Here is an 18,028-nt window from a genome sequence, read left to right as displayed (position 1 = left end):
GGTGGAAATCTAAACCTGAACATTTTTAGTTTACGGTCTGGGATGTATAAAAGTTACATCTGGGTCAAATAACTCAAATTCCACGTTGGATCTTGCGGAGTTCCCGCAGATAAGCGGGGTGATGACGCGGGGAGCCTCCCCGATAACTCCAAGTAAAAATATTTTCTACACGAAAATCTCGAGAGCATTTAGAACAGGCTAAAACTCGAGTGGGAGTACGGAAACGTTCAACGCGATGGCCGGCTTTACACACTCCTACCCAGGGAGCAGGTAGGGAGGGCGCATCTGGGGCTACTGTACGTTCAGCGCATCCCCCTAACGCCTTAACTGCCTGCTGCCAACGTTTCCCGTGTCCTGCCCGCGGCCCGGATTGGGCGTGAGCCACCTCGTGTAAAACCACTTGCCGAGCGGTGGCAGCATCATATAGTGGCAACAAGTAGCGGGAAAAACTAATCCGTTTATCCCCAAAATGACAAGCTCCTGCGCGCCGCCGTGCATTATCTAAGCCAACCTCCCAATCCTGCAACCCGCAGGCATCCAGGATGCGACGCGCCAGCTCTAACACCTTGTCTAAGTCGCTTACTTTCAAATAATCCATCCAAAACCATAAACTGGGTCTGTTCCCCTGAATCCTAACGGAGGAAAACCCCTAAATGACAACCTCACTTCCAATGCCCCCAACGGTCTCTGCACGACGGGAAGTTACCCGACAAAAACTATTCGCATCCGCTCGGGAGCTGTTTGCCAAAGAAGGACTGAGCAAAACCGGGGTGAAAACCCTGTGTGAAGCCGCCGGGTTTTCCCGCGGAGCTTTTTACTCCAACTTCCCTGATTTTTCAGAATTCTTACGCCAATACATCCACGGCGAGTTCACACGAGTATCAGAGCAATTAAGCCAAGCCCAAACTCTAATTGAACCGGTTCTATTTACCGAAACCGAGACCTGTAAAGACAGTTTCTTAACTACCCACTGGCCTTCAGTTAGTGAAGCGATCGCCTCCACTATGTTATTTGAACGAGATTTCGTATTAGTACTGACCGAACTGCGGATATACGCGGCACGCAACCGAGAATTCCTACCTATTCTCCGCGCAGAAATCCGGGTGATCGAAGAACAATTGGCACAAATAATCACCAACTGCCTACGCTCTCTGGGATTACACTTGCAGGTGCAACCGCTAGAGTGTGCCTTTGTGGTGATTGCTCTCTGGCAAGCTGACCTAATCAACCGCTCCGAGGAAGCAGAATCTGGACAAGTATTACGCCCTTCTAGTCACTTCTTAGAAGCCGCTTTACCGTGCTGCCTAGCTGGAATGGTTGCCAGCGAATAAACTAGTGTCCCATCACACCCGGGGTGACCGGAGGTAGTGTTGACCAGGGGAAATTAATCCACTTATCAGTGTGCTTCAGGACGTAATCCGGTTTAATAATCGACCGGGATTTCACATAGATACATGCGCTCCTAGCCTCCGAAACCGTAACTCGCTCGCCCTCTTGCCCGGAGGGAATCCCCCGTTCACGGATTAGCCTCATCACCAGCTCTAAAGTTTTTCCGGAATCAGCTACGTCATCTACTACCAACACTCGTTTCCCTGAAAGCGCCGAAACATCCATCAACGGGGGAATTAGAACTGGCTCGGGCAGGGTTTCCTCGATATCGGTGTAGAACTCAACATTCATAGTCCCGATTGCTTTCAACCCCATTGCATATGAGAGGGCGCCAGCCGGCAACAGGCCACCACGAGCCACTGCTACTACTAGCTCGGGCATCCACCCGGAATCAACAATATTTTGTGCAATTTGCCGGGTGGCATCTCCGAATCCTTGCCAGGTTAGCACTTCCCGATCTTGTGTATCAGCCATGAAACTAGCCTAGCTATTTTTAGCGAACTTTTTGAAACTGCGAGAGAATATTTTTTTCATTCCCCACCTCCCTACCCTCTTAACTGCGAAAACACCCCATTATTTACAGCAAGATTTTTCCCTCACCCCTAAAGTCTCCCCCTTTTGCCTTATTTGCACTAAGCTGAGTAGTTGTGCGCTTTCTAAATGGAATGTCGGCTCCTTACGAGCTGACCTATGACGACGTTTTTATGGTTCCTTCCCGTTCGGGAATTGCTTCTCGTTTTGACGTGGACTTGTCTTCCGATGACGGCACCGGCACCACAGTGCCGATTATCGTTGCCAATATGACGGCGGTCGCCGGCAAGCGAATGGCGGAAACAGTTTCTCGCCGCGGTGGTCTAGTTACTCTGCCCCAAGATGTTCCCGGTGACATCATCGCGAAGACCGTGGCCAAGGTAAAAGCCTGCCACACGGTCTATGACACCCCAGTGGTGCTCAGCCCTCACGACACGGTAGCTGCCGCCCTTTCGCTGATCTCCAAACGCTCTCATCGTGCGGTACTAGTAGTAGACGAGGAAAACCATCCCATGGGAGTAGTTCCCGAGTCAGCACTGGCCGGGGTGGACCACTTTGCGCAGCTGCACACGGTGATGGATACCCATACCTTGCTACTGTCAGAAGGTATTGGCCCGGAGGATGCTTACCGGCAATTAGCGGAAGAACACTTAGGACTCGGCGCGGTAGTTGATGAGCAGGGATGCTTGATCGGAGTGATGACCGCCCCGGGGGCCGTACGTTCCTCTATCTACACCCCCAACACTGACAAAGACGGAAAATTACGGGTGGCGGCAGCGATTGGCATCAATGGCGACGTTGCCGGACGCGCCTGTCAATTGGTAGCAGCGGGCGTTGACGTGCTAGTAGTTGACACCGCCCACGGATATCAAGACCGAACTATCCAGGCTTTACAGGCAGTACGCGCCACTGGAGTGGACGTACCGATTGTGGCCGGAAATGTGGTCACCGCGGACGCGGTATCGGAGCTAGCTGCTGCCGGCGCTGATATTTTGAAAGTCGGTATCGGACCGGGAGCGATGTGCACCACCCGTATGGCTACCGGTGTAGGGCGCCCCCAGTTCTCGGCGGTTCTCGAATGTTCCCGCCGTGCCCATGAACTTGGAAAACACGTTTGGGCTGATGGAGGTGTTAGACATCCTCGTGACGTAGCTTTAGCACTAGCCGCCGGAGCCTCTAACGTGATGGTAGGTTCCTGGTTTGCCGGTACACACGAATCGCCGGGGGATATTGTGCGAGACGCGGATGGACGACCCTACAAAGAAAACTTTGGGATGGCTTCGCGCCGCGCAGTTCGCAATCGTAACGCTACCTCCCGCGGTTTCGAACGGGCTCGTAAAGAGCTATTTGAAGAAGGTATCTCTACCTCGCGTATGTATCTAGATCCCGCTCGTCCTGGCGTGGAAAGCCTAATTGATCAGATCCTGGCGGGAGTACGCTCCTCCTTCACCTATGCGGGCGCTGCAAACCAAGCCGAGTTCCGAGAAAAAGCAATCGTCGGAATTCAAAGCGCCTCCGGGTACAAAGAAGGCGCACCCGTGGAAATTTCCTGGTAGAAGCACTTTAATAGGTGGCCTTGCAAGTAGACCCCATTAGCTGACTAGCGAAAGGAATCCCCTTGAATCGGATATTGTTTGTGTGTACCGGCAATATCTGCCGTTCGGTAATGGCACAGGCGGTAGCCACCCAAAAGGCTGAAGAAGAGGCACTGGATAACCTGGTTTTTGACTCGGCTGGTGTTTCTGACGAAGAACACGGTAATCCTCCAGATTATCGCGCAGTACATATCCTGGAAGAACACGGCTGGCTGGTTCCCGATCATTATGCCCGCCAGGTTCATCGCGGCGACTTCCAAGATTTTGATCTGATACTTGCCATGACCAGCGGCCATAAACGAGCACTCACCCGACTAGCGCAACGTTGGGGAGTTGACGCTAGTAAAGTTCGTCTCTACCGCGAATTCGACCCCGAGGCCAGCCCGGACGATATGGAAGTGCCAGATCCTTGGTATGGCGGGGAGCACGAGTTCGCTGACACCCTGGAAGTAATCGAGCGGGTAACCCCAGTACTCCTAGAAGTCCTCTCCCAGATTTCCTGACCCTCCTAACTGAATGTCCTCAACCTCGATAGCAACTTTCCGACGCGCACACTCGCTTAAACTCGGGGTCAGGTTTTTCCTCCCGTAGTCGTCCGCGTACAGGAGCGGGTTTTGCCTCGCGCCCCGAAATCCGGAAAGTGCTCTGGCATTTTCACGGATTTAAGGTCCAAAGCCCACCCTTCGACATAAATCCGCCCCTGCACGCTCAGTGCGCATCTTCGGGGATCTTTTTTCCGCTGCGCCTCTGACGTAGGCGGTGTCAGCGAGCACGGAGACTAGGTTTTATCCGAATAGGCTAGGCGGGCGTAAAAATCGGGCAAAGATTTGTAGCTTTGCCCGATTTTTTGGGCGGGAGGAAAACCTAGGCTTCGCGCGGAGAATGGCAGGAGGAAAAACTTCTCCCCCGCGCTCAAGTTCAGGGTCAGGAAAAGCTAATTCCACGCGGATAGGCATCAGTTTGCTTAGATTTGAGGTTTAGCGCTTAAAATCGAGGAAACAAAAAGGGATCGATAAGGGAAAGCCAATGCCGAAAAAACCAGTCGAGGTTGAGGACATTATCAACAACCATTCGGGGGGACTGCAACGCAACCTTTCGAATCGGCATATCCAGTTAATCGCAATTGGCGGGGCAATCGGAACCGGTTTGTTCATGGGATCGGGACGCACCATTCACCTGGCAGGCCCTTCAGTGCTAGTGGTTTATGCCATTATTGGAGCCGTGCTATTCCTGGTGATGCGGTGCATGGGAGAACTACTAGTTTCCGATCACAAGTATGGCACTTTTGCTGATTTCATTACTGACCTGTTAGGACCAGGTGCAGGTTTCGTGGTGGGATGGACCTATTGGCTGTGTTGGATTGTAACCGGAACCGCCGAGGTAATTGCGATTGCCGGTTACTTTAACTTTTGGTGGCCAGATCTACCACGATGGATTCCCGCGATTGCTACCGTAGCGCTACTATTCTTCCTTAACGCCCTAACCGTTAAAGCCTTTGGGGAAACCGAATTTTGGTTTTCAATGATAAAAATCATCGCGATTATTGCCCTAATCTGCTGTGGAGCCGTAATGGTGATCATCGGGTTTACTTCCCCCGATGGTCAGCGTGCCACCATTACTAACCTTTGGTCACATCCGGGAGTAACCGGCTCCGGGTTCTTCCCGAATGGTTTCTCGGGATTCCTAGGAGGATTCCAGCTGGCTATCTTTAGTTTCGTAGGTATCGAACTGGTGGGTACCACTGCTGCAGAGACCAAAGACCCGGAAAAATCACTACCCAAAGCCATTAACTCTATTCCCCTGCGGGTACTGCTGTTCTATGTTTTGGCACTGATAGCAATTATGTCGGTAACCCCGTGGGATTCTCTAGACCCCGAATCCTCCCCCTTCGTGAATCTATTCTCTCTGGTAGGACTGGTTTTTGCGGCTTCCCTGGTAAACCTGGTGGTGATGACATCTGCTGCCTCGTCGTGTAACTCCGGGGTTTATTCCACCTCGCGGATGATGTACGCCATGGCACTGCGCAGTGATGCCCCAAAGATTTTCCAAAAACTTTCCCGCCGTTCTGTGCCTTTAAACGCCCTGATTGTAACCTGCCTATTCCTGCTGACCTCCATTGTGTTGATGGCAGTGGGAGGCACGGTAATGGAAGCATTCACCTTGGTAACCTCGGTGGCATCGGTACTATTCATGTTCGTGTGGGTAATGATTGTGGCCGCTTACGTAGAGTTTCGTCGCCGGCTGCCCCAAAAGCATGAAGAGTCAATATTTGCTATGCCCGGCGGATACCTTTCAATCGCGGTTATCAGCGTCTTTATTGTTGCGATGGTGTTCGTCCTCGCTCTGGATCCCGCAACGCGATTCGCCATGCTGTCTAGCCTACTGTGGATTGCTATCACCGCTGGGATATCGTTCCTGGCGAGCCGGAGTCCCCAAAACGCGAAAATCCACGCCGAATTTACTAACCGTCGCCGCCGCGAACTAGCAGCCGCCCAGCAACGCCAAGCCAAATAATCCACCCCGCTTGGACTTAGTTTTCCTCCAACATCGGGTCTGGCTCGACCAGGCATTAGCGCGGGGAAGAAGTTTTTCCTCCTGCCCAAAAACTCGAAAAAGCCCCAAGGGCATTTTTCGAGTTTTACGCCCGCCTAACCTGCTCGGATAACACTTCTCCCCCGTGCAAGGGACTCAGGTGGTGCGAGACTCACGCTAGGTACGCACTAAGCGTGCAGGGGCGAATTTATGCCGAGGGGTAGGGTTCGGGCCTTAAATCCGTGAAAATACCAGAGCATTTTCCGGATTTCGGGGCGCGAGGCAAAATCCGCCCCTGTGCGCGGACGAATACAGCGGGAAACTACTCCCGCTAATACCGGCCGGAACATACCTAAGGCGATAGGTGTAAGGTGTGGGACTTACGCAGAGCGGGCTTTTAGGTGGCGATAGCGACAAAGCGCCGCGAAAATATCTTGGAGACGAGGAGCTGCCAGGAACGCCGGGTAGCGTCCCGCGGCGAAAGCCTGCCAGCTGGAAGACGTAAACTCAGTCGCGAAGCGGGCACAGGCATCTGCAATAGTTTCTTTGCCGTTAGCATCATTGACCAAAGCCCGAATGGCATAAGCAAGCGCTTCTGCTTGCCCAGGATCAACTACTTGGGCGAGGGCGGAAATGTCGATTTCTTCACGGTTCAAGCGCAAAGTAGAGGTACCTTCCGCGCGAGTTTTTTCTCGTCGCCCAGCGGAAGGAGGCGGGCAAGATAAAAGTATCCGTTTCCTCACCGCTTCTTTTGGCCAGGGAGCCCCCGCGCTAGCCGTGCTGCTTGCCGCATCCTCTCCCCTACTAACCTGGCGTGCGCGCGCAGTAGCATCGTAAGGCAGGTAGTTTTCTAGCAGTAATACCTGGTCGGCCAAATCTAGGAAATCTCCTGAGCCTCCCATCACGATAACGGTGGATACCCCCAGTTCTTCCCGGATGCCTCCTACTCTATCGATCAGGGGAATAATCGGCTCACTGCGTACCAGGCGTCGCATCCGGCTATCACGCAGCAAAAGGTTGGTAGCAGAGGTATCTTCATCAATCAGGAGCGCCCGCGAGCCGCACTCTATGGCTTCGGTAATCGCTGCAGCCTGGGAGGTGGAACCCGATGCATTTTCGGTATAGAACGCGCTAGTGTCACCACCTCCAGGTAGAGAACCGATGAATAAAGATATATCGGTAGCAGTTATTGCCCGCCCGTCCTCGGCACGCACCTTTATTGCATCGGGCAAAGTCGCTACCAATTCGCGCCCGTCCCCAGGAATATGGGGGTAAACTGCACGCTCCAATGCTTCTAGCAAGGTAGATTTACCATGATAGCCACCCCCCACAATCACGGTAATCCCTTTGGGGATAGCCATTCCCGATATTTTCCCGCTGTAGGGCAGCTCTACCATTTGCACCAGGGGTGAGGGGGCATCCTGTCCTAATACGGTAGGTAGGTGAAACGGCACCGCGTTTTTCATCGGTAAATCACTGATTCCGGAGGCTCGAGCCAGCAGCGCACCCTCGGCCACGAATGCCACCCACCCGCGTTCACCGAGAATCTTTTGCAGCGCCACATGATCTTTTAAAGTGTGAATATGGCGAGTGAGATCATCTAAATCCGGGCCATCGTCTTCGCCAAAACATACGGTTTTATAGACCAGTTCACACAGATCGTAGTCCAAGAAACGCGCAAAGTTACGTCCCAATATTCGCCGACCGGCCGCCGGGAAAGGCACCTGAACACGCAGTTCCAGTCCTTCCTCACTCAGAGTTACCGAGGAGCGCGCCAAGATTTCTTGCCCAACCGGAGCAATCCGCAACTGCGATTCAGATTTCCCTCCCGATCGCCTCATCCCAAAAATTTTGCGAGCTCGCCGTGCTAAAAAATCACCGGTAGCTATCCGTCCCAGCTGGTCGTCAATCATTTCATTAGGAATCTGGGCAGTTTCTAAGGGCACTAATATCCGGCAGGCTGAGGGTGGGGCAAAAGGGTCAGACTGTACCCGGTCAATGGAGAAAGTAAAATCCCCAAAACTCCATTGCCCAATTAGCTGTTTATAGCCACCATAGGAGCGTCCATCTAGTGATTTAGTTTTCCGAATTAGCTCATCTGCATCGCGCATAGTTCCTTATTCTATGCCGCACCCTGGTTTGCCTTGTAGACTGGCGAGGTACCCCGAAAGTAACTTCCAGGCATCGTCTGGTGGCTACCCGGCTATTTCAGAGGAGGAAAGGGATTTTTCGTGACTGACAAGCTGAAACTGATTGACACTATCCAAGCAATCAACTGGAACGATATTGAAGATGATAAAGATCTGGAAGTTTGGGATCGACTCACGGGAAACTTCTGGTTGCCAGAAAAGATTCCGCTGTCCAATGATTTACCTTCCTGGAAAACCCTAAAACCCGAAGAACAGCTAATGACCAACCGGGTATTTACCGGGCTAACTTTACTAGATACTCTGCAGGGCACAGTGGGCGCGGTTTCGCTGATTCCAGATGCACGCACTCCCCACGAGGAAGCGGTTTACACCAATATTGCTTTTATGGAGAGCGTACATGCGAAATCGTATTCTTCGATTTTCTCTACCCTGTTGTCCACAACGGAAATCAATGAGTCTTTCCGCTGGAGCGAAGAAAACGAAAACCTACAGCGTAAAGCACATATCATTATGAACTACTACCAGGGAGATGACCCAGAAAAACGCAAAGTTGCGTCTACTTTACTGGAATCTTTCCTGTTCTATTCCGGTTTCTACGCCCCTATGTATTGGTCAGCGCACGCGAAACTAACTAATACCGCAGATTTAATCCGCCTGATTATCCGGGATGAGGCAGTACACGGCTATTACATTGGCTATAAATACCAGTTGGCGGTTAATGAGTCTTCCCCCGAACGGCGCGAAGAACTCAAGGATTACACTTTTGACCTTTTGTCGGAGCTTTACGACAACGAAGAATCTTATACCGAGGATCTTTATGACCCCCTGGGACTGACCGAGGACGTAAAGAAATTCTTGCGTTACAACGCCAATAAAGCCCTGATGAACTTGGGTTATGAGGCACTATTCCCAGCTGACTCCACCGATGTAAACCCCGCAATTTTAGCGGCACTTTCCCCGTCGGCGGATGAAAACCATGACTTCTTCTCAGGTTCTGGATCCTCCTACGTTATCGGGGAGATCGTTGATACCGAGGACGACGATTGGGACTTCTAAATTTTTAAAGGCGCAGCTGCGCTTATCGGAAAAAAATAATAGTTGCGGGTGGGGAAAAGATTTTCCCCACCCGCAACTATTTGTCATTTACTGCTGTTGTTCGGGGCCCCTTGCTCCCACTAAAACAGCTATGCAACCTTAGAGCATGCAGGATACACAGCCTTCTACCTCGGTCCCCTGTAGCGCATGTTGGCGCAGACGCATGTAATACAGAGTTTTAATCCCCTTGCGCCATGCGTAAATATAATTCTTGTTTACTTCGCGAGTGGTTACCGTGTCCGGGTAGAACAGAGTCAAACTGAGCCCTTGGTCGACATGCTGGGTAGCCACCGCATAAGTATCGATAATCTTTTGCGGCCCAATCTCGTAAGCATCCTGGTAGTACTCCAGGTTGTCGTTATCCATATAGGGAGCCGGATAGTAGACCCGACCGATCTTGCCCTCTTTACGAATCTCAATCTTGGAAACAATCGGATGAATAGAGGACGTGGAGTTATTGATATAGGAAATCGACCCAGTTGGTGGCACCGCCTGCAGATTCTGGTGATACATTCCGTATTCACGGACTTTTTCTGCCAGTTTCTTCCAGTCTTCGCTGGTAGGTACCTTGATTGATGATTTTTCTAGTAGCTCACGGCATTTCGCGGTCTGCGGCGTCCAGTCACCATTAATGTATTTCTCGAAGTACTGCCCGGAATAGTATTGCGAATCCTCGAAACCTTCGAAGCGTTCCCCACGCTCTTTAGCGATCTTGCACGAGGCTTTAATCGCTTCAAACGCCACAGTCAGGAAATACATATTAGTGAAATCCAAGGCTTCTTCACTACCGTAGAATACCTTTTCCCGTGCCAGGTAACCGTGCAGGTTCATCTGACCAAGACCAATGGCGTGGCTCATACTATTCCCACGCTCGATTGAGGGAACCGCTCGGATATTTGACAAATCAGAAACACTGGTCAAACCCCGAATTGCGGTTTCAATCGTGGCGGAAAAGTCTGGAGAATCCATAGTCTTCGCAATATTTAACGAAGCCAGGTTACAGGAAATATCTTTACCCACCTGCGCATAGGTTAGATCCTCATTGAACTTACTCTTTTCCGATACTTGCAGGATCTCTGAACACAGGTTGGACATGGAAATCCGCCCCTTAATCGGGTTAGCCCGATTAACGGTATCCTCGTAAACAATATAGGGATAACCCGACTCGAACTGGATTTCGGCCAAGGTCTGGAAGAAACGACGCGCATCGATCTTCTTCTTGTGGATCCGCCCGTCCTCTACCATCTCCCGGTAATGCTCGGTGATGGATATATCACTCATCGGTTTACCGTAGACCCGTTCCACGTCATAGGGGCTGAACAGATACATGGGCTCTTTGTTGCGCGCCAAGTGGAAAGTAATATCCGGAATCACTACCCCTAGGGATAGGGACTTAATCCGGATTTTTTCATCAGCATTCTCCCGCTTGGTATCCAAAAATTCCATAATGTCAGGGTGATGGGCATTGATGTAAACCGCGCCCGCTCCCTGCCGTGCCCCCAATTGGTTGGCGTAAGAAAACGAATCTTCTAGCAGCTTCATCACTGGAACTACCCCGGAAGACTGATTTTCAATCTTTTTAATTGGCGCGCCCGCTTCCCGCAGGTTAGTAAGCGATAAGGCTACCCCGCCTCCGCGCTTTGAAAGCTGCAATGCAGAGTTGATACCACGCGCAATGGATTCCATATTGTCTTCAATGCGCAATAGGAAGCAAGAAACTAGTTCTCCACGGGCTTTCTTACCCGCATTTAGGAAAGTGGGAGTAGCAGGTTGAAAACGACCTGTCATAATCTCGTCTACGAGACGTTTGGCTAGTTCTTCATCTCCACGTGCCAAATACAGGCCGACCATACATACTCGATCCTCAAAACGTTCCAGGTAGCGTTTACCGTCGAAAGTTTTCAAAGTATAAGAAGTGTAGTATTTGAACGCCCCCAGGAAAGTGGGAAACCGGAACTTATACGCATAGGCTCGTTTGAACAGGTCTTTAACGAACTGGAACTGATACTGATCCAGTACTCCCTGCTCGTAATATCCTTCACTAACCAGATACTTCATCTTTTCTTCCAGGTCATGGAAGAAAACAGTGTTCTGATTTACGTGCTGAAGGAAATACTGACGAGCGGCCTCTTTATCCGCCCAGAACTGAATTTTCCCCTCTTTGTCGTACAGGTTCAGCTCCGCATTTAACGCATGATAATCCCGATCAGGGGAAAGCGCGGTTTCTACTCCGGTGTCAGTTAGATTTTCTGCCAAAACTCACTCAGTCCTTTACGGCATATCTCTACGTCCTGGGAGGTTCCCAGAAGTTCATACTTGTACATAAACGGGATTTTAAGTTTTTGAGCGATGATATCGCCCGCGATGCAATACGCTTTGCCGAAATTAGTATTTCCACTGGCAATAACGCCTACACAGTGGTCTCGGTTATTTTTTTCGTTTAGGAACTTGACCACCTGTTTAGGCACCGCACCCTTGATATTCCCACCCCCATAAGTGGGAACTACAATCACATAGGGTTCGTTAACATAAAGAAATTCATCACGAGGACGCAACGGAATTCTTTTATTACGAAAACCTAGTTTCTCAACGAAACGCTTGGTATTACCCGTCGCGGAAGAAAAATAGACCAGCAGAGGTTCCGAATCGCTCACCTTTGACCTGCCTTATCCCTCTTAATCTTCGCTAATACCTATTTTTAGGCAGACCTGCTAACACTTCTGCCCCGGCGCTCCGCTTCTTTGCATCGACTACCACATGTGGCATCTTTTATTCCCTAAGGAAGTGACCACCTAAGCAGTAGCCACCGCACGAGCTGCGACTGCTAGTCCCTTGATTTTATCAGGACGGAACCCACTCCAAGAGTCACCATCGGCTACCACCACCGGAGCTTGCACGAACCCCAGGGACTTAACGTGTTCGAGAGCATCTAAATCCTGGCTCATATCGATTTCCGCGTAGGAAATCCCTTGCTTTTTTAAGGCACGCTTAGTCGCATCACACTGCACACAACGGGGCTTAGAGTAAACGGTGATCGACATATTTCTGCGCTCCTTATTTTCGCTTTCTTCGTCTGCGCTATTCAAAGAATAACACCATTGTAGTTTTTCTACCGCCAGATTTAGGCGACGGATTAAACACTACACCTAGTAGTCATTTAATGCCAGCACCCCAAGATAATGTGTTTGGGGATAACCGGTGGATAGAGCGTGAATTTCTGGGGAAACCTAAGAGAAGAAACATCTTTATAGGCTGACCGCCCCATGTCTGCCTGGCTTTTAAGGAAAACCCATCCGCGAGATTATTGGTGAGCAGTTCCACCAAAAATTGTGGATAAAAACTTTCCCGGCGTGTCGCAAGTGCCGTGGCGTTTTCTCTTCAGTCACGTACCGCGCGGGGGAAAAGTTTGTCCTCCCGCCCAAGAATTCGGGAAACGTGGCGACGTTTCCCGAATTCTTATGCCCACCGCACCCACTCGGACTAAACTTTTCCCCGCGCTCACAGGCATCGGACGCGGGTCGCGGCCGGTAAAAGATACGAGAGGGGCTTGACCGGCTTTGCCGGTCACGGGGCCCCGGAGCGCTTTTACCGAGCCAGACCCGCAGCGATGGCAAGCTATCCCCCACAGGCGAATGAATCTCGCTAAGGTGGTATCCAGAACAGCTATGTATTAAGGAGTAGGCGATGAGTGAGCGCATGAATGTGGAATCTTTCAACCTTGACCACACGAAGGTGGTGGCTCCGTTTGTCCGGGTGGCCGATCGTAAGCAGCTGCCTGGCGGCGATGAACTGGTCAAATATGACGTACGTTTTTGCCAACCGAACCAGGAACACCTGGAAATGGACACGGTGCATTCGATTGAGCATCTCACCGCAGAACTAATGCGCAATCACACCGATAAGTTGATTGATTTTTCACCTATGGGTTGCCAAACAGGATTTTACGCCCTGACCTTGGGGGTGGAACCCTCCGAATTTACCCGACTATTGGAATTAACTTTTAAAGATATTCAACACGCCCAAGAAGTTCCCGCAGCGAATGAGCGACAATGTGGATGGGGCGCGAACCATAGTCTTGAAGGAGCACAGCAGGCTACCGCACGTTTCTTAGCGGCGCATGACAGCTGGGATCAAATCTACGCCTAGGAGCTAAACACCTCATGAACAGTTACGATACCGTAGTAATTTGCGCAGAGCTTACCGAACTAGCCCCTCTGGTGAATCGCTCTTGGCTGCAAGAATGTTTAGCGCACCTCTCCGATGCCTGCTATAGCCCCAGCGATCCCGAAAAGATACTGCCAGCTCCCCTTAAAGATCTATCGGGGTTACGGTTTTACCCTATGGATTTGCCAGAGTACCCGCGAGAGGTACTCGCGGTACAAAGCGGAGTGGGAATAGTTAACGCCGCCCGTACCGCCACGGTTGCCATCGAAGTTTTGGGAGCAAAACAGATAATTTACTCGGGAACAGCCGGGGGATTAGCCGCAGACAGCCAGGTGGGGGAAGTCATTTTTGGCGACACCTATGTTTTGCATAACGTGAACGCAACTGCCTTCGGATATCCTCCGGGGCAGCTGCCAGGGATGCCCTCCAGTTACCCAGCCAATGAAAAACTAGTTTCTGCTGCCCGCAGCCTGTTGCGCCCTGCCACAGATGCGGAGGTTGTCAATGCTGGGAGCAGAGAGAGGACTCGGCTAAACCTAACCTCCTGGGAAGCCGCAGGCCACAAGGAAGAAAAAAAGTTACCGATGGAGGCTTTAGGGGGGATTCTAGCGCGCTGCGGGACTATCGCCACTGGAGATTCTTTTATCACTGACGCCAATGTAAACGAGGTTCGCCATGCCTTCCCAGCGGCATTAGCCGCAGAAATGGAGTCGGCCGCCGCCGCTCAAGTGGCTTACCTATATGGGATTCCTTTCTTGGCGGTACGCTGCATTTCTGACCTTTGCTCCCCGGCAGGTCAAGAGGTATACCACGGCAATGCCGCAGTTTGTGGCGCAGTTGCGGCTGCCGCTACCGCCTGTTTACTCCACACCCTCTAAAAATTATTAATTTTCTTAGCTAGCTGCTACTTAGCTGCTTTGCCTCTCTCAGGGTTCGGGCGAGACCCCTGCATCCAACTGGGCGTCAGGGTGAGCAGCAATCAGATCTGTTAGTGAGGCTGCCGAGGTAATCATTTGCGCCATGCCGCGGCTGCCAACTACCCCTGCCAGAGCAGTACCTACCCCCATTTCCGCCAGGGCATCTACTTTTAGCCCCGGCCAGCCATGAAGTCGCTTTTGTAGATCAGCAGGTACTTGCGCAAGCCCAATCCCAGCAGCAAAGAGCGCCCCGATTAACCCGGCAATAGCATCAGTAGCTCCTCCCAGCTGCACCGCAAGAGACACCGCCCTCCGGAATGCATCTTGCCCGCTAAGCGGACTTTCGCTGTGCTCGATTTTTACTGCCCGTAAGATTCCGGCAACTGCCTGCAGCGCGGGAACTGCAGAGGTATTATCCCGGGGAGGTTTAAAATAGGTCTCTTCCGCCTGTTGCAGCCATTCCCGCCACTGTTCCCGACGAGAGGGGGCAAGCAAAGCAATCCCGGTACCTAGATTTATTCGGCTCGCCCAAGATTCATCGCCAGGTAGCGGATCAGTGACCGCTCGGCGAATTGCTTCAGCATAGATAACCGCTGCCTCACTAGCCAGAGAATCCACATGAGTCAGTTCAGTTACTGCCCGCACTGACTCTGCTGTCCACTGTGGATCTTTTATGCGAGTCAGCCCGAGAATAGCGCAACGGCTAAGAGGACCAGAACCATTGGTGCGCCGGGTGCGCATATGAAAATAGGCCGCTGCGGAGCGTATTTTTCGCGCGGGATTCATATTGGAAATATCGTTAACGGCGGTTTCCAGCACCACCCGCGTGGGAGCATCAACTTTACGAGTACCCCCCTGATACCAGGCTAAATAGCGCGAGGTAATTGCATCTAAGCCTTCTTCCGTGGTGAAGTCTATTCCGGTCACTGCCACTTCAGCTAGGCAAATTGCCAACTGGGTATTTTCTGACCACTCCCCGCCTTCAAGGCGCCCCTTAGCTCCTAGCATGCGCGGGGTTCCCGCCAGGGGTGGGGTTCTAAATTCGTATCCAACTCCCAGGGCATTACCGCAGGCTTGCCCAACTAGGACTGCACTAGCCCGATCCGCCATGATCGCTAGGGGCGCTTGACCGCCGCGCCGGATCAACTCAGTTTCTTGATCGCCGCGTTCCGGATTTATTTCGCACGCCTCAGACACCCTTTCAACTCTAATGCACGCCCGGCCCGATAAGCCACCAGCCCTGGATAGAGCGTGTGGTTAACGCTCTATCCAGGACTAATTCCCGCTAAAACCATTCCCTTAACAGGTACAGCTATCTCCGGCGCGCCCGGTAATAAAGTAAAATTCCCCCGCTTCCTACTAGTAGAAAACCTAGCCCCAAAGCCTCCGAAAAACTCCCACCGGTTTTTGCCAACAAGGTTTGCACGGCCGGAGGAATAAATTCCACCGGCTCTGAGTACTGTTCACTAATTTCAGTTTCGGAACTACGGAAAGCTTGAGTTCGCGTGTCCCCTTTATAGGTAGTCACAAACACATAAGTGTCTTTGCAGGACAATCGTTTGAGACTAAGCGGTTTACCTTCTTTGTCTTTATCTACGGTAAAAGTTCCGTTTTGGGCAGGAACTTCTATTGAGGCTAGGGGCTTTTTTCCTTTTGCGTCTTGATCTTTAATAGGTTGCGGCAAGCAATATAGATCATTGCGCACTATTTTTTCGTCGGATCGCCATTTTCCATTGCCAGCAAAATCGGGGTGATCGTCTGGGAACCCACTTAGCTCCACCCGGTCGGTAAGAATCTTATCTTCCTGTTTGCTCACCACTTTCACCTGGGTTTTCACTTGCGGAGCAAATGGTAGTACCTGAGTTTCCTCCTCCTCAAAGAATGAAGGAACATAGTCAGATTTCAGATAGGTACCTTCAGGCTGTGAACTGCGATGAACCGCCGCCACAAAAGTATAGAACCCCGGTCTTTCCGCTACATAGGGATCTTTTTCATTCGAGACACTGACCCCACTTTTCGCTTCTTCTTCGCTGTTAGGAGTAGCAGAAATCTGCCAAGTTTTTACTGGTTTTACCCCCGAGGGAATTTCCCCTGCATCGCGAGTTGAGCTAAACGGCCCATAGAGCGCTAAGTCAACCAGCAGAGTCTGCCAAACATCCTGATCGGTACGCTTTCCCCACTCCCCCTCAGGTTTAACCCTCACCATGTCGATTAACTTCATCCCCTTATCTTGTCGGGTCATTTCCGAATGCGTTTCAGTTTTTACCGCAAATTCTTGGTGCGGGTTCGCCTCGGCTTCCGCGTTGACACTGAGCTGCGAGGGCGCACCGGCAATCAGCAAATCCTGCCAGCGTTCGTCCTCCCAAACCTGATAACTGGTGGGAGGAAGTCCGGTGATACTCACTTGGACGGTCACTTTGCCCGGAGCGCTCACCTCTACAGGAATTTCTGCTTGCCTTTGTCCAGAAGTAACCGTGATACTACGCGGGGAACCCTCACCATTAAAATGGGCCGGCCCGGACAAGGTAATAGTTTTTTTCAAACCGTTTAGTTCTTGCCCTGCTGCACTTTTTACCACCGGTACTCGTAGCATCCCTCGGGTTCTTCCGGGGATAAAATTAAGTTCTAATCCCTCGGCTCGGTAAGGACCAGAATACATTTGTGCTTGCGCTAGTAGCTGATTTCCCCGCTGCTTAACTTTTTCTGACTGGGTTTGCATAGGAAGAAGGCGCCCGGCCAACCCATGAATTGCGTAAACTGTGGCAGCCAGCTCGTTGTCGTCTTTATCTACTGCCGAACGCAGATAATTCACCAAATATGCCGCTCTCTGCTGGGTTTCTGCCGGAAAAATCAGGCCAGATCCTCTTTGCCGATAATTGATATCAAAGGTTTTCTCGTTTGAGCGGTATTCCTGTCCCGGTCCAATGGTTCTCACATTTTGATAGGTGACCGCCACATTCTCAGGGGAGTTTGATTGCCTATCGGTTGCACACACTGCTACTTTTGCCCCATCTATAGATTTACGAGCATATAGTTGTGCGTCTTGATCCCCCCGATTTTTCCAGGTAACACTGACTTCCTGCGCCTGGGAAGGCGTGTTTTCAAAGACCACTATTCCCCCGGAAAATAACGCAGTCACCGCTACTAAAGCTCCGATCGCGGCTCGGCGGTGAAACCGGATTTTTTTGCGACGTGCAGCGCTAATCCGAGAAGGAAGAGGCGTGCTGATGACATTTCCATGATTGTCCCTGCGGGACTGCTTTTTTGTATTCATACCCAGCAGATTTTCATTTGCATTTATCTGGGGCTATGTCTAAAAAATCAGCTGAGGAAAACCCATCATAAACCACCTTGGGGACATCCGTCCACCACACATACAAAATTGAATTTAAAGCGTGTTTTAGCACTTCACAGAAGTAAATATTTTAGATATTTAGCGCCCTAACTCCGGTGCATCCACCAGAATCGCTTTTCACTACTGAGGCTAATCGTGAGATTATGGAACGTGCATACAGTGTCTGGCATTAGAAAAAATACGGCAATAAAGGCAGTACAATGATCAGCTCGGTTCCCCCACCTCCTCCCGAGATGACTCCCACTTCTGCTACCCCACCTCGCCCTACTCTCACTCCCGTTTCACCCCCTGTTTTTGCTC

General features: G+C 51.2%; 15 protein-coding genes. 7 read left to right on the top strand and 8 right to left on the bottom strand.

The window, feature by feature from the left end; genetic code table 11:
* Window positions 1–73 precede the first annotated feature (73 nt).
* Window positions 74–589, bottom strand: a complete 516-nt coding sequence (locus EFB02_RS05985; protein ID WP_160115383.1) for a SprT-like domain-containing protein — start codon at window positions 587–589, stop codon at window positions 74–76.
* A gap of 64 nt (window positions 590–653) precedes the next feature.
* On the opposite strand from EFB02_RS05985, the gene EFB02_RS05980 reads away from it, so the two are divergent.
* A complete protein-coding gene (locus tag EFB02_RS05980; protein WP_122820690.1) occupies window positions 654–1,331 on the top strand; it encodes a TetR/AcrR family transcriptional regulator in 678 nt (225 codons plus the stop codon).
* A gap of 1 nt (window position 1,332) precedes the next feature.
* Here the strand turns inward: EFB02_RS05980 and EFB02_RS05975 are convergent, their stop codons facing one another.
* The gene (locus EFB02_RS05975) at window positions 1,333–1,863 is read right to left on the bottom strand and encodes a phosphoribosyltransferase (protein WP_122820689.1); all 531 of its coding nucleotides are present in this window, start codon (window positions 1,861–1,863) and stop codon (window positions 1,333–1,335) included.
* A gap of 173 nt (window positions 1,864–2,036) precedes the next feature.
* Here EFB02_RS05975 and EFB02_RS05970 point away from each other — a divergent pair, with 173 nt between their 5' ends.
* The 3 genes from EFB02_RS05970 to EFB02_RS05960 all read left to right on the top strand — a co-directional run bounded on the left by EFB02_RS05970 (window position 2,037) and on the right by EFB02_RS05960 (window position 6,029).
* Window positions 2,037–3,476, top strand: coding sequence for a GuaB1 family IMP dehydrogenase-related protein (locus EFB02_RS05970; RefSeq protein ID WP_122820688.1), 1,440 nt, complete (start codon window positions 2,037–2,039; stop codon window positions 3,474–3,476).
* A 62-nt stretch (window positions 3,477–3,538) separates the two neighbouring features.
* The gene (locus tag EFB02_RS05965) at window positions 3,539–4,018 is read left to right on the top strand and encodes a low molecular weight protein-tyrosine-phosphatase (RefSeq protein WP_122820687.1); all 480 of its coding nucleotides are present in this window, start codon (window positions 3,539–3,541) and stop codon (window positions 4,016–4,018) included.
* Between the two features lie 523 nt (window positions 4,019–4,541).
* On the top strand, window positions 4,542–6,029 hold the full coding sequence (locus EFB02_RS05960; RefSeq protein ID WP_122820686.1) for an amino acid permease: 1,488 nt from the start codon (window positions 4,542–4,544) through the stop codon (window positions 6,027–6,029).
* Between the two features lie 398 nt (window positions 6,030–6,427).
* On the opposite strand, the gene EFB02_RS05955 is transcribed toward EFB02_RS05960, so the two are convergent.
* Window positions 6,428–8,158: an ABC-ATPase domain-containing protein gene (locus EFB02_RS05955; RefSeq protein ID WP_122820685.1), complete on the bottom strand. Its 1,731-nt coding sequence runs from the start codon at window positions 8,156–8,158 to the stop codon at window positions 6,428–6,430.
* 120 nt (window positions 8,159–8,278) lie between these two features.
* Here EFB02_RS05955 and nrdF point away from each other — a divergent pair, with 120 nt between their 5' ends.
* The gene (gene nrdF / locus EFB02_RS05950) at window positions 8,279–9,253 is read left to right on the top strand and encodes a class 1b ribonucleoside-diphosphate reductase subunit beta (RefSeq protein ID WP_200831568.1); all 975 of its coding nucleotides are present in this window, start codon (window positions 8,279–8,281) and stop codon (window positions 9,251–9,253) included.
* Window positions 9,254–9,391: 138 nt separating this feature from the next.
* Here nrdF and nrdE read toward each other — a convergent pair whose 3' ends face one another.
* The 3 genes from nrdE to nrdH all read right to left on the bottom strand — a co-directional run bounded on the left by nrdE (window position 9,392) and on the right by nrdH (window position 12,333).
* Window positions 9,392–11,548, bottom strand: coding sequence for a class 1b ribonucleoside-diphosphate reductase subunit alpha (gene nrdE, locus EFB02_RS05945; protein WP_122820684.1), 2,157 nt, complete (start codon window positions 11,546–11,548; stop codon window positions 9,392–9,394).
* Complete coding sequence (nrdI, locus tag EFB02_RS05940) at window positions 11,533–11,946, bottom strand: class Ib ribonucleoside-diphosphate reductase assembly flavoprotein NrdI (RefSeq protein ID WP_234992760.1); 414 nt, start codon at window positions 11,944–11,946, stop codon at window positions 11,533–11,535. The genes nrdE and nrdI overlap by 16 nt, the downstream gene beginning before the upstream one ends.
* Before the next feature lie 138 nt (window positions 11,947–12,084).
* Complete coding sequence (gene nrdH, locus EFB02_RS05935) at window positions 12,085–12,333, bottom strand: glutaredoxin-like protein NrdH (RefSeq protein ID WP_122820683.1); 249 nt, start codon at window positions 12,331–12,333, stop codon at window positions 12,085–12,087.
* Between the two features lie 643 nt (window positions 12,334–12,976).
* On the opposite strand from nrdH, the gene EFB02_RS05930 reads away from it, so the two are divergent.
* Both EFB02_RS05930 and EFB02_RS05925 read left to right on the top strand, forming a co-directional pair.
* The gene (locus EFB02_RS05930; protein WP_200831567.1) at window positions 12,977–13,438 is read left to right on the top strand and encodes an S-ribosylhomocysteine lyase; all 462 of its coding nucleotides are present in this window, start codon (window positions 12,977–12,979) and stop codon (window positions 13,436–13,438) included.
* Window positions 13,439–13,452: 14 nt separating this feature from the next.
* A complete protein-coding gene (locus tag EFB02_RS05925) occupies window positions 13,453–14,334 on the top strand; it encodes a 5'-methylthioadenosine/S-adenosylhomocysteine nucleosidase (protein ID WP_122820682.1) in 882 nt (293 codons plus the stop codon).
* 48 nt (window positions 14,335–14,382) lie between these two features.
* Here the strand turns inward: EFB02_RS05925 and EFB02_RS05920 are convergent, their stop codons facing one another.
* On the bottom strand, window positions 14,383–15,570 hold the full coding sequence (locus EFB02_RS05920) for an ADP-ribosylglycohydrolase family protein (protein ID WP_122820681.1): 1,188 nt from the start codon (window positions 15,568–15,570) through the stop codon (window positions 14,383–14,385).
* Window positions 15,571–15,685: 115 nt separating this feature from the next.
* Window positions 15,686–17,647 (bottom strand): hypothetical protein, encoded by a 1,962-nt coding sequence (locus tag EFB02_RS05915; protein WP_122820680.1) that lies wholly within the window; start codon window positions 17,645–17,647, stop codon window positions 15,686–15,688.
* Between the last annotated feature and the right edge of the window lie 381 nt (window positions 17,648–18,028).

It is taken from the genome of Varibaculum vaginae (assembly GCF_900604285.1).
Taxonomy (GTDB): domain Bacteria; phylum Actinomycetota; class Actinomycetes; order Actinomycetales; family Actinomycetaceae; genus Varibaculum; species Varibaculum vaginae.
This window is presented reverse-complemented; position numbering and strand designations above follow the sequence as displayed.

Excerpts from the sequence above, each read along its gene's own strand:
- EFB02_RS05980 (WP_122820690.1), top strand. The coding sequence starts at position 654 with ATGACAACCTCACTTCCAATGCCCCCAACGGTCTCTGCACGACGGGAA.
- EFB02_RS05975 (WP_122820689.1), bottom strand. The coding sequence starts at position 1,863 with ATGGCTGATACACAAGATCGGGAAGTGCTAACCTGGCAAGGATTCGGA.
- EFB02_RS05960 (WP_122820686.1), top strand. The coding sequence starts at position 4,542 with ATGCCGAAAAAACCAGTCGAGGTTGAGGACATTATCAACAACCATTCG.
- EFB02_RS05955 (WP_122820685.1), bottom strand. The coding sequence starts at position 8,158 with ATGCGCGATGCAGATGAGCTAATTCGGAAAACTAAATCACTAGATGGA.
- nrdH (WP_122820683.1), bottom strand. The coding sequence starts at position 12,333 with ATGTCGATCACCGTTTACTCTAAGCCCCGTTGTGTGCAGTGTGATGCG.
- EFB02_RS05930 (WP_200831567.1), top strand. The coding sequence starts at position 12,977 with ATGAGTGAGCGCATGAATGTGGAATCTTTCAACCTTGACCACACGAAG.
- EFB02_RS05925 (WP_122820682.1), top strand. The coding sequence starts at position 13,453 with ATGAACAGTTACGATACCGTAGTAATTTGCGCAGAGCTTACCGAACTA.
- EFB02_RS05915 (WP_122820680.1), bottom strand. The coding sequence starts at position 17,647 with ATGAATACAAAAAAGCAGTCCCGCAGGGACAATCATGGAAATGTCATC.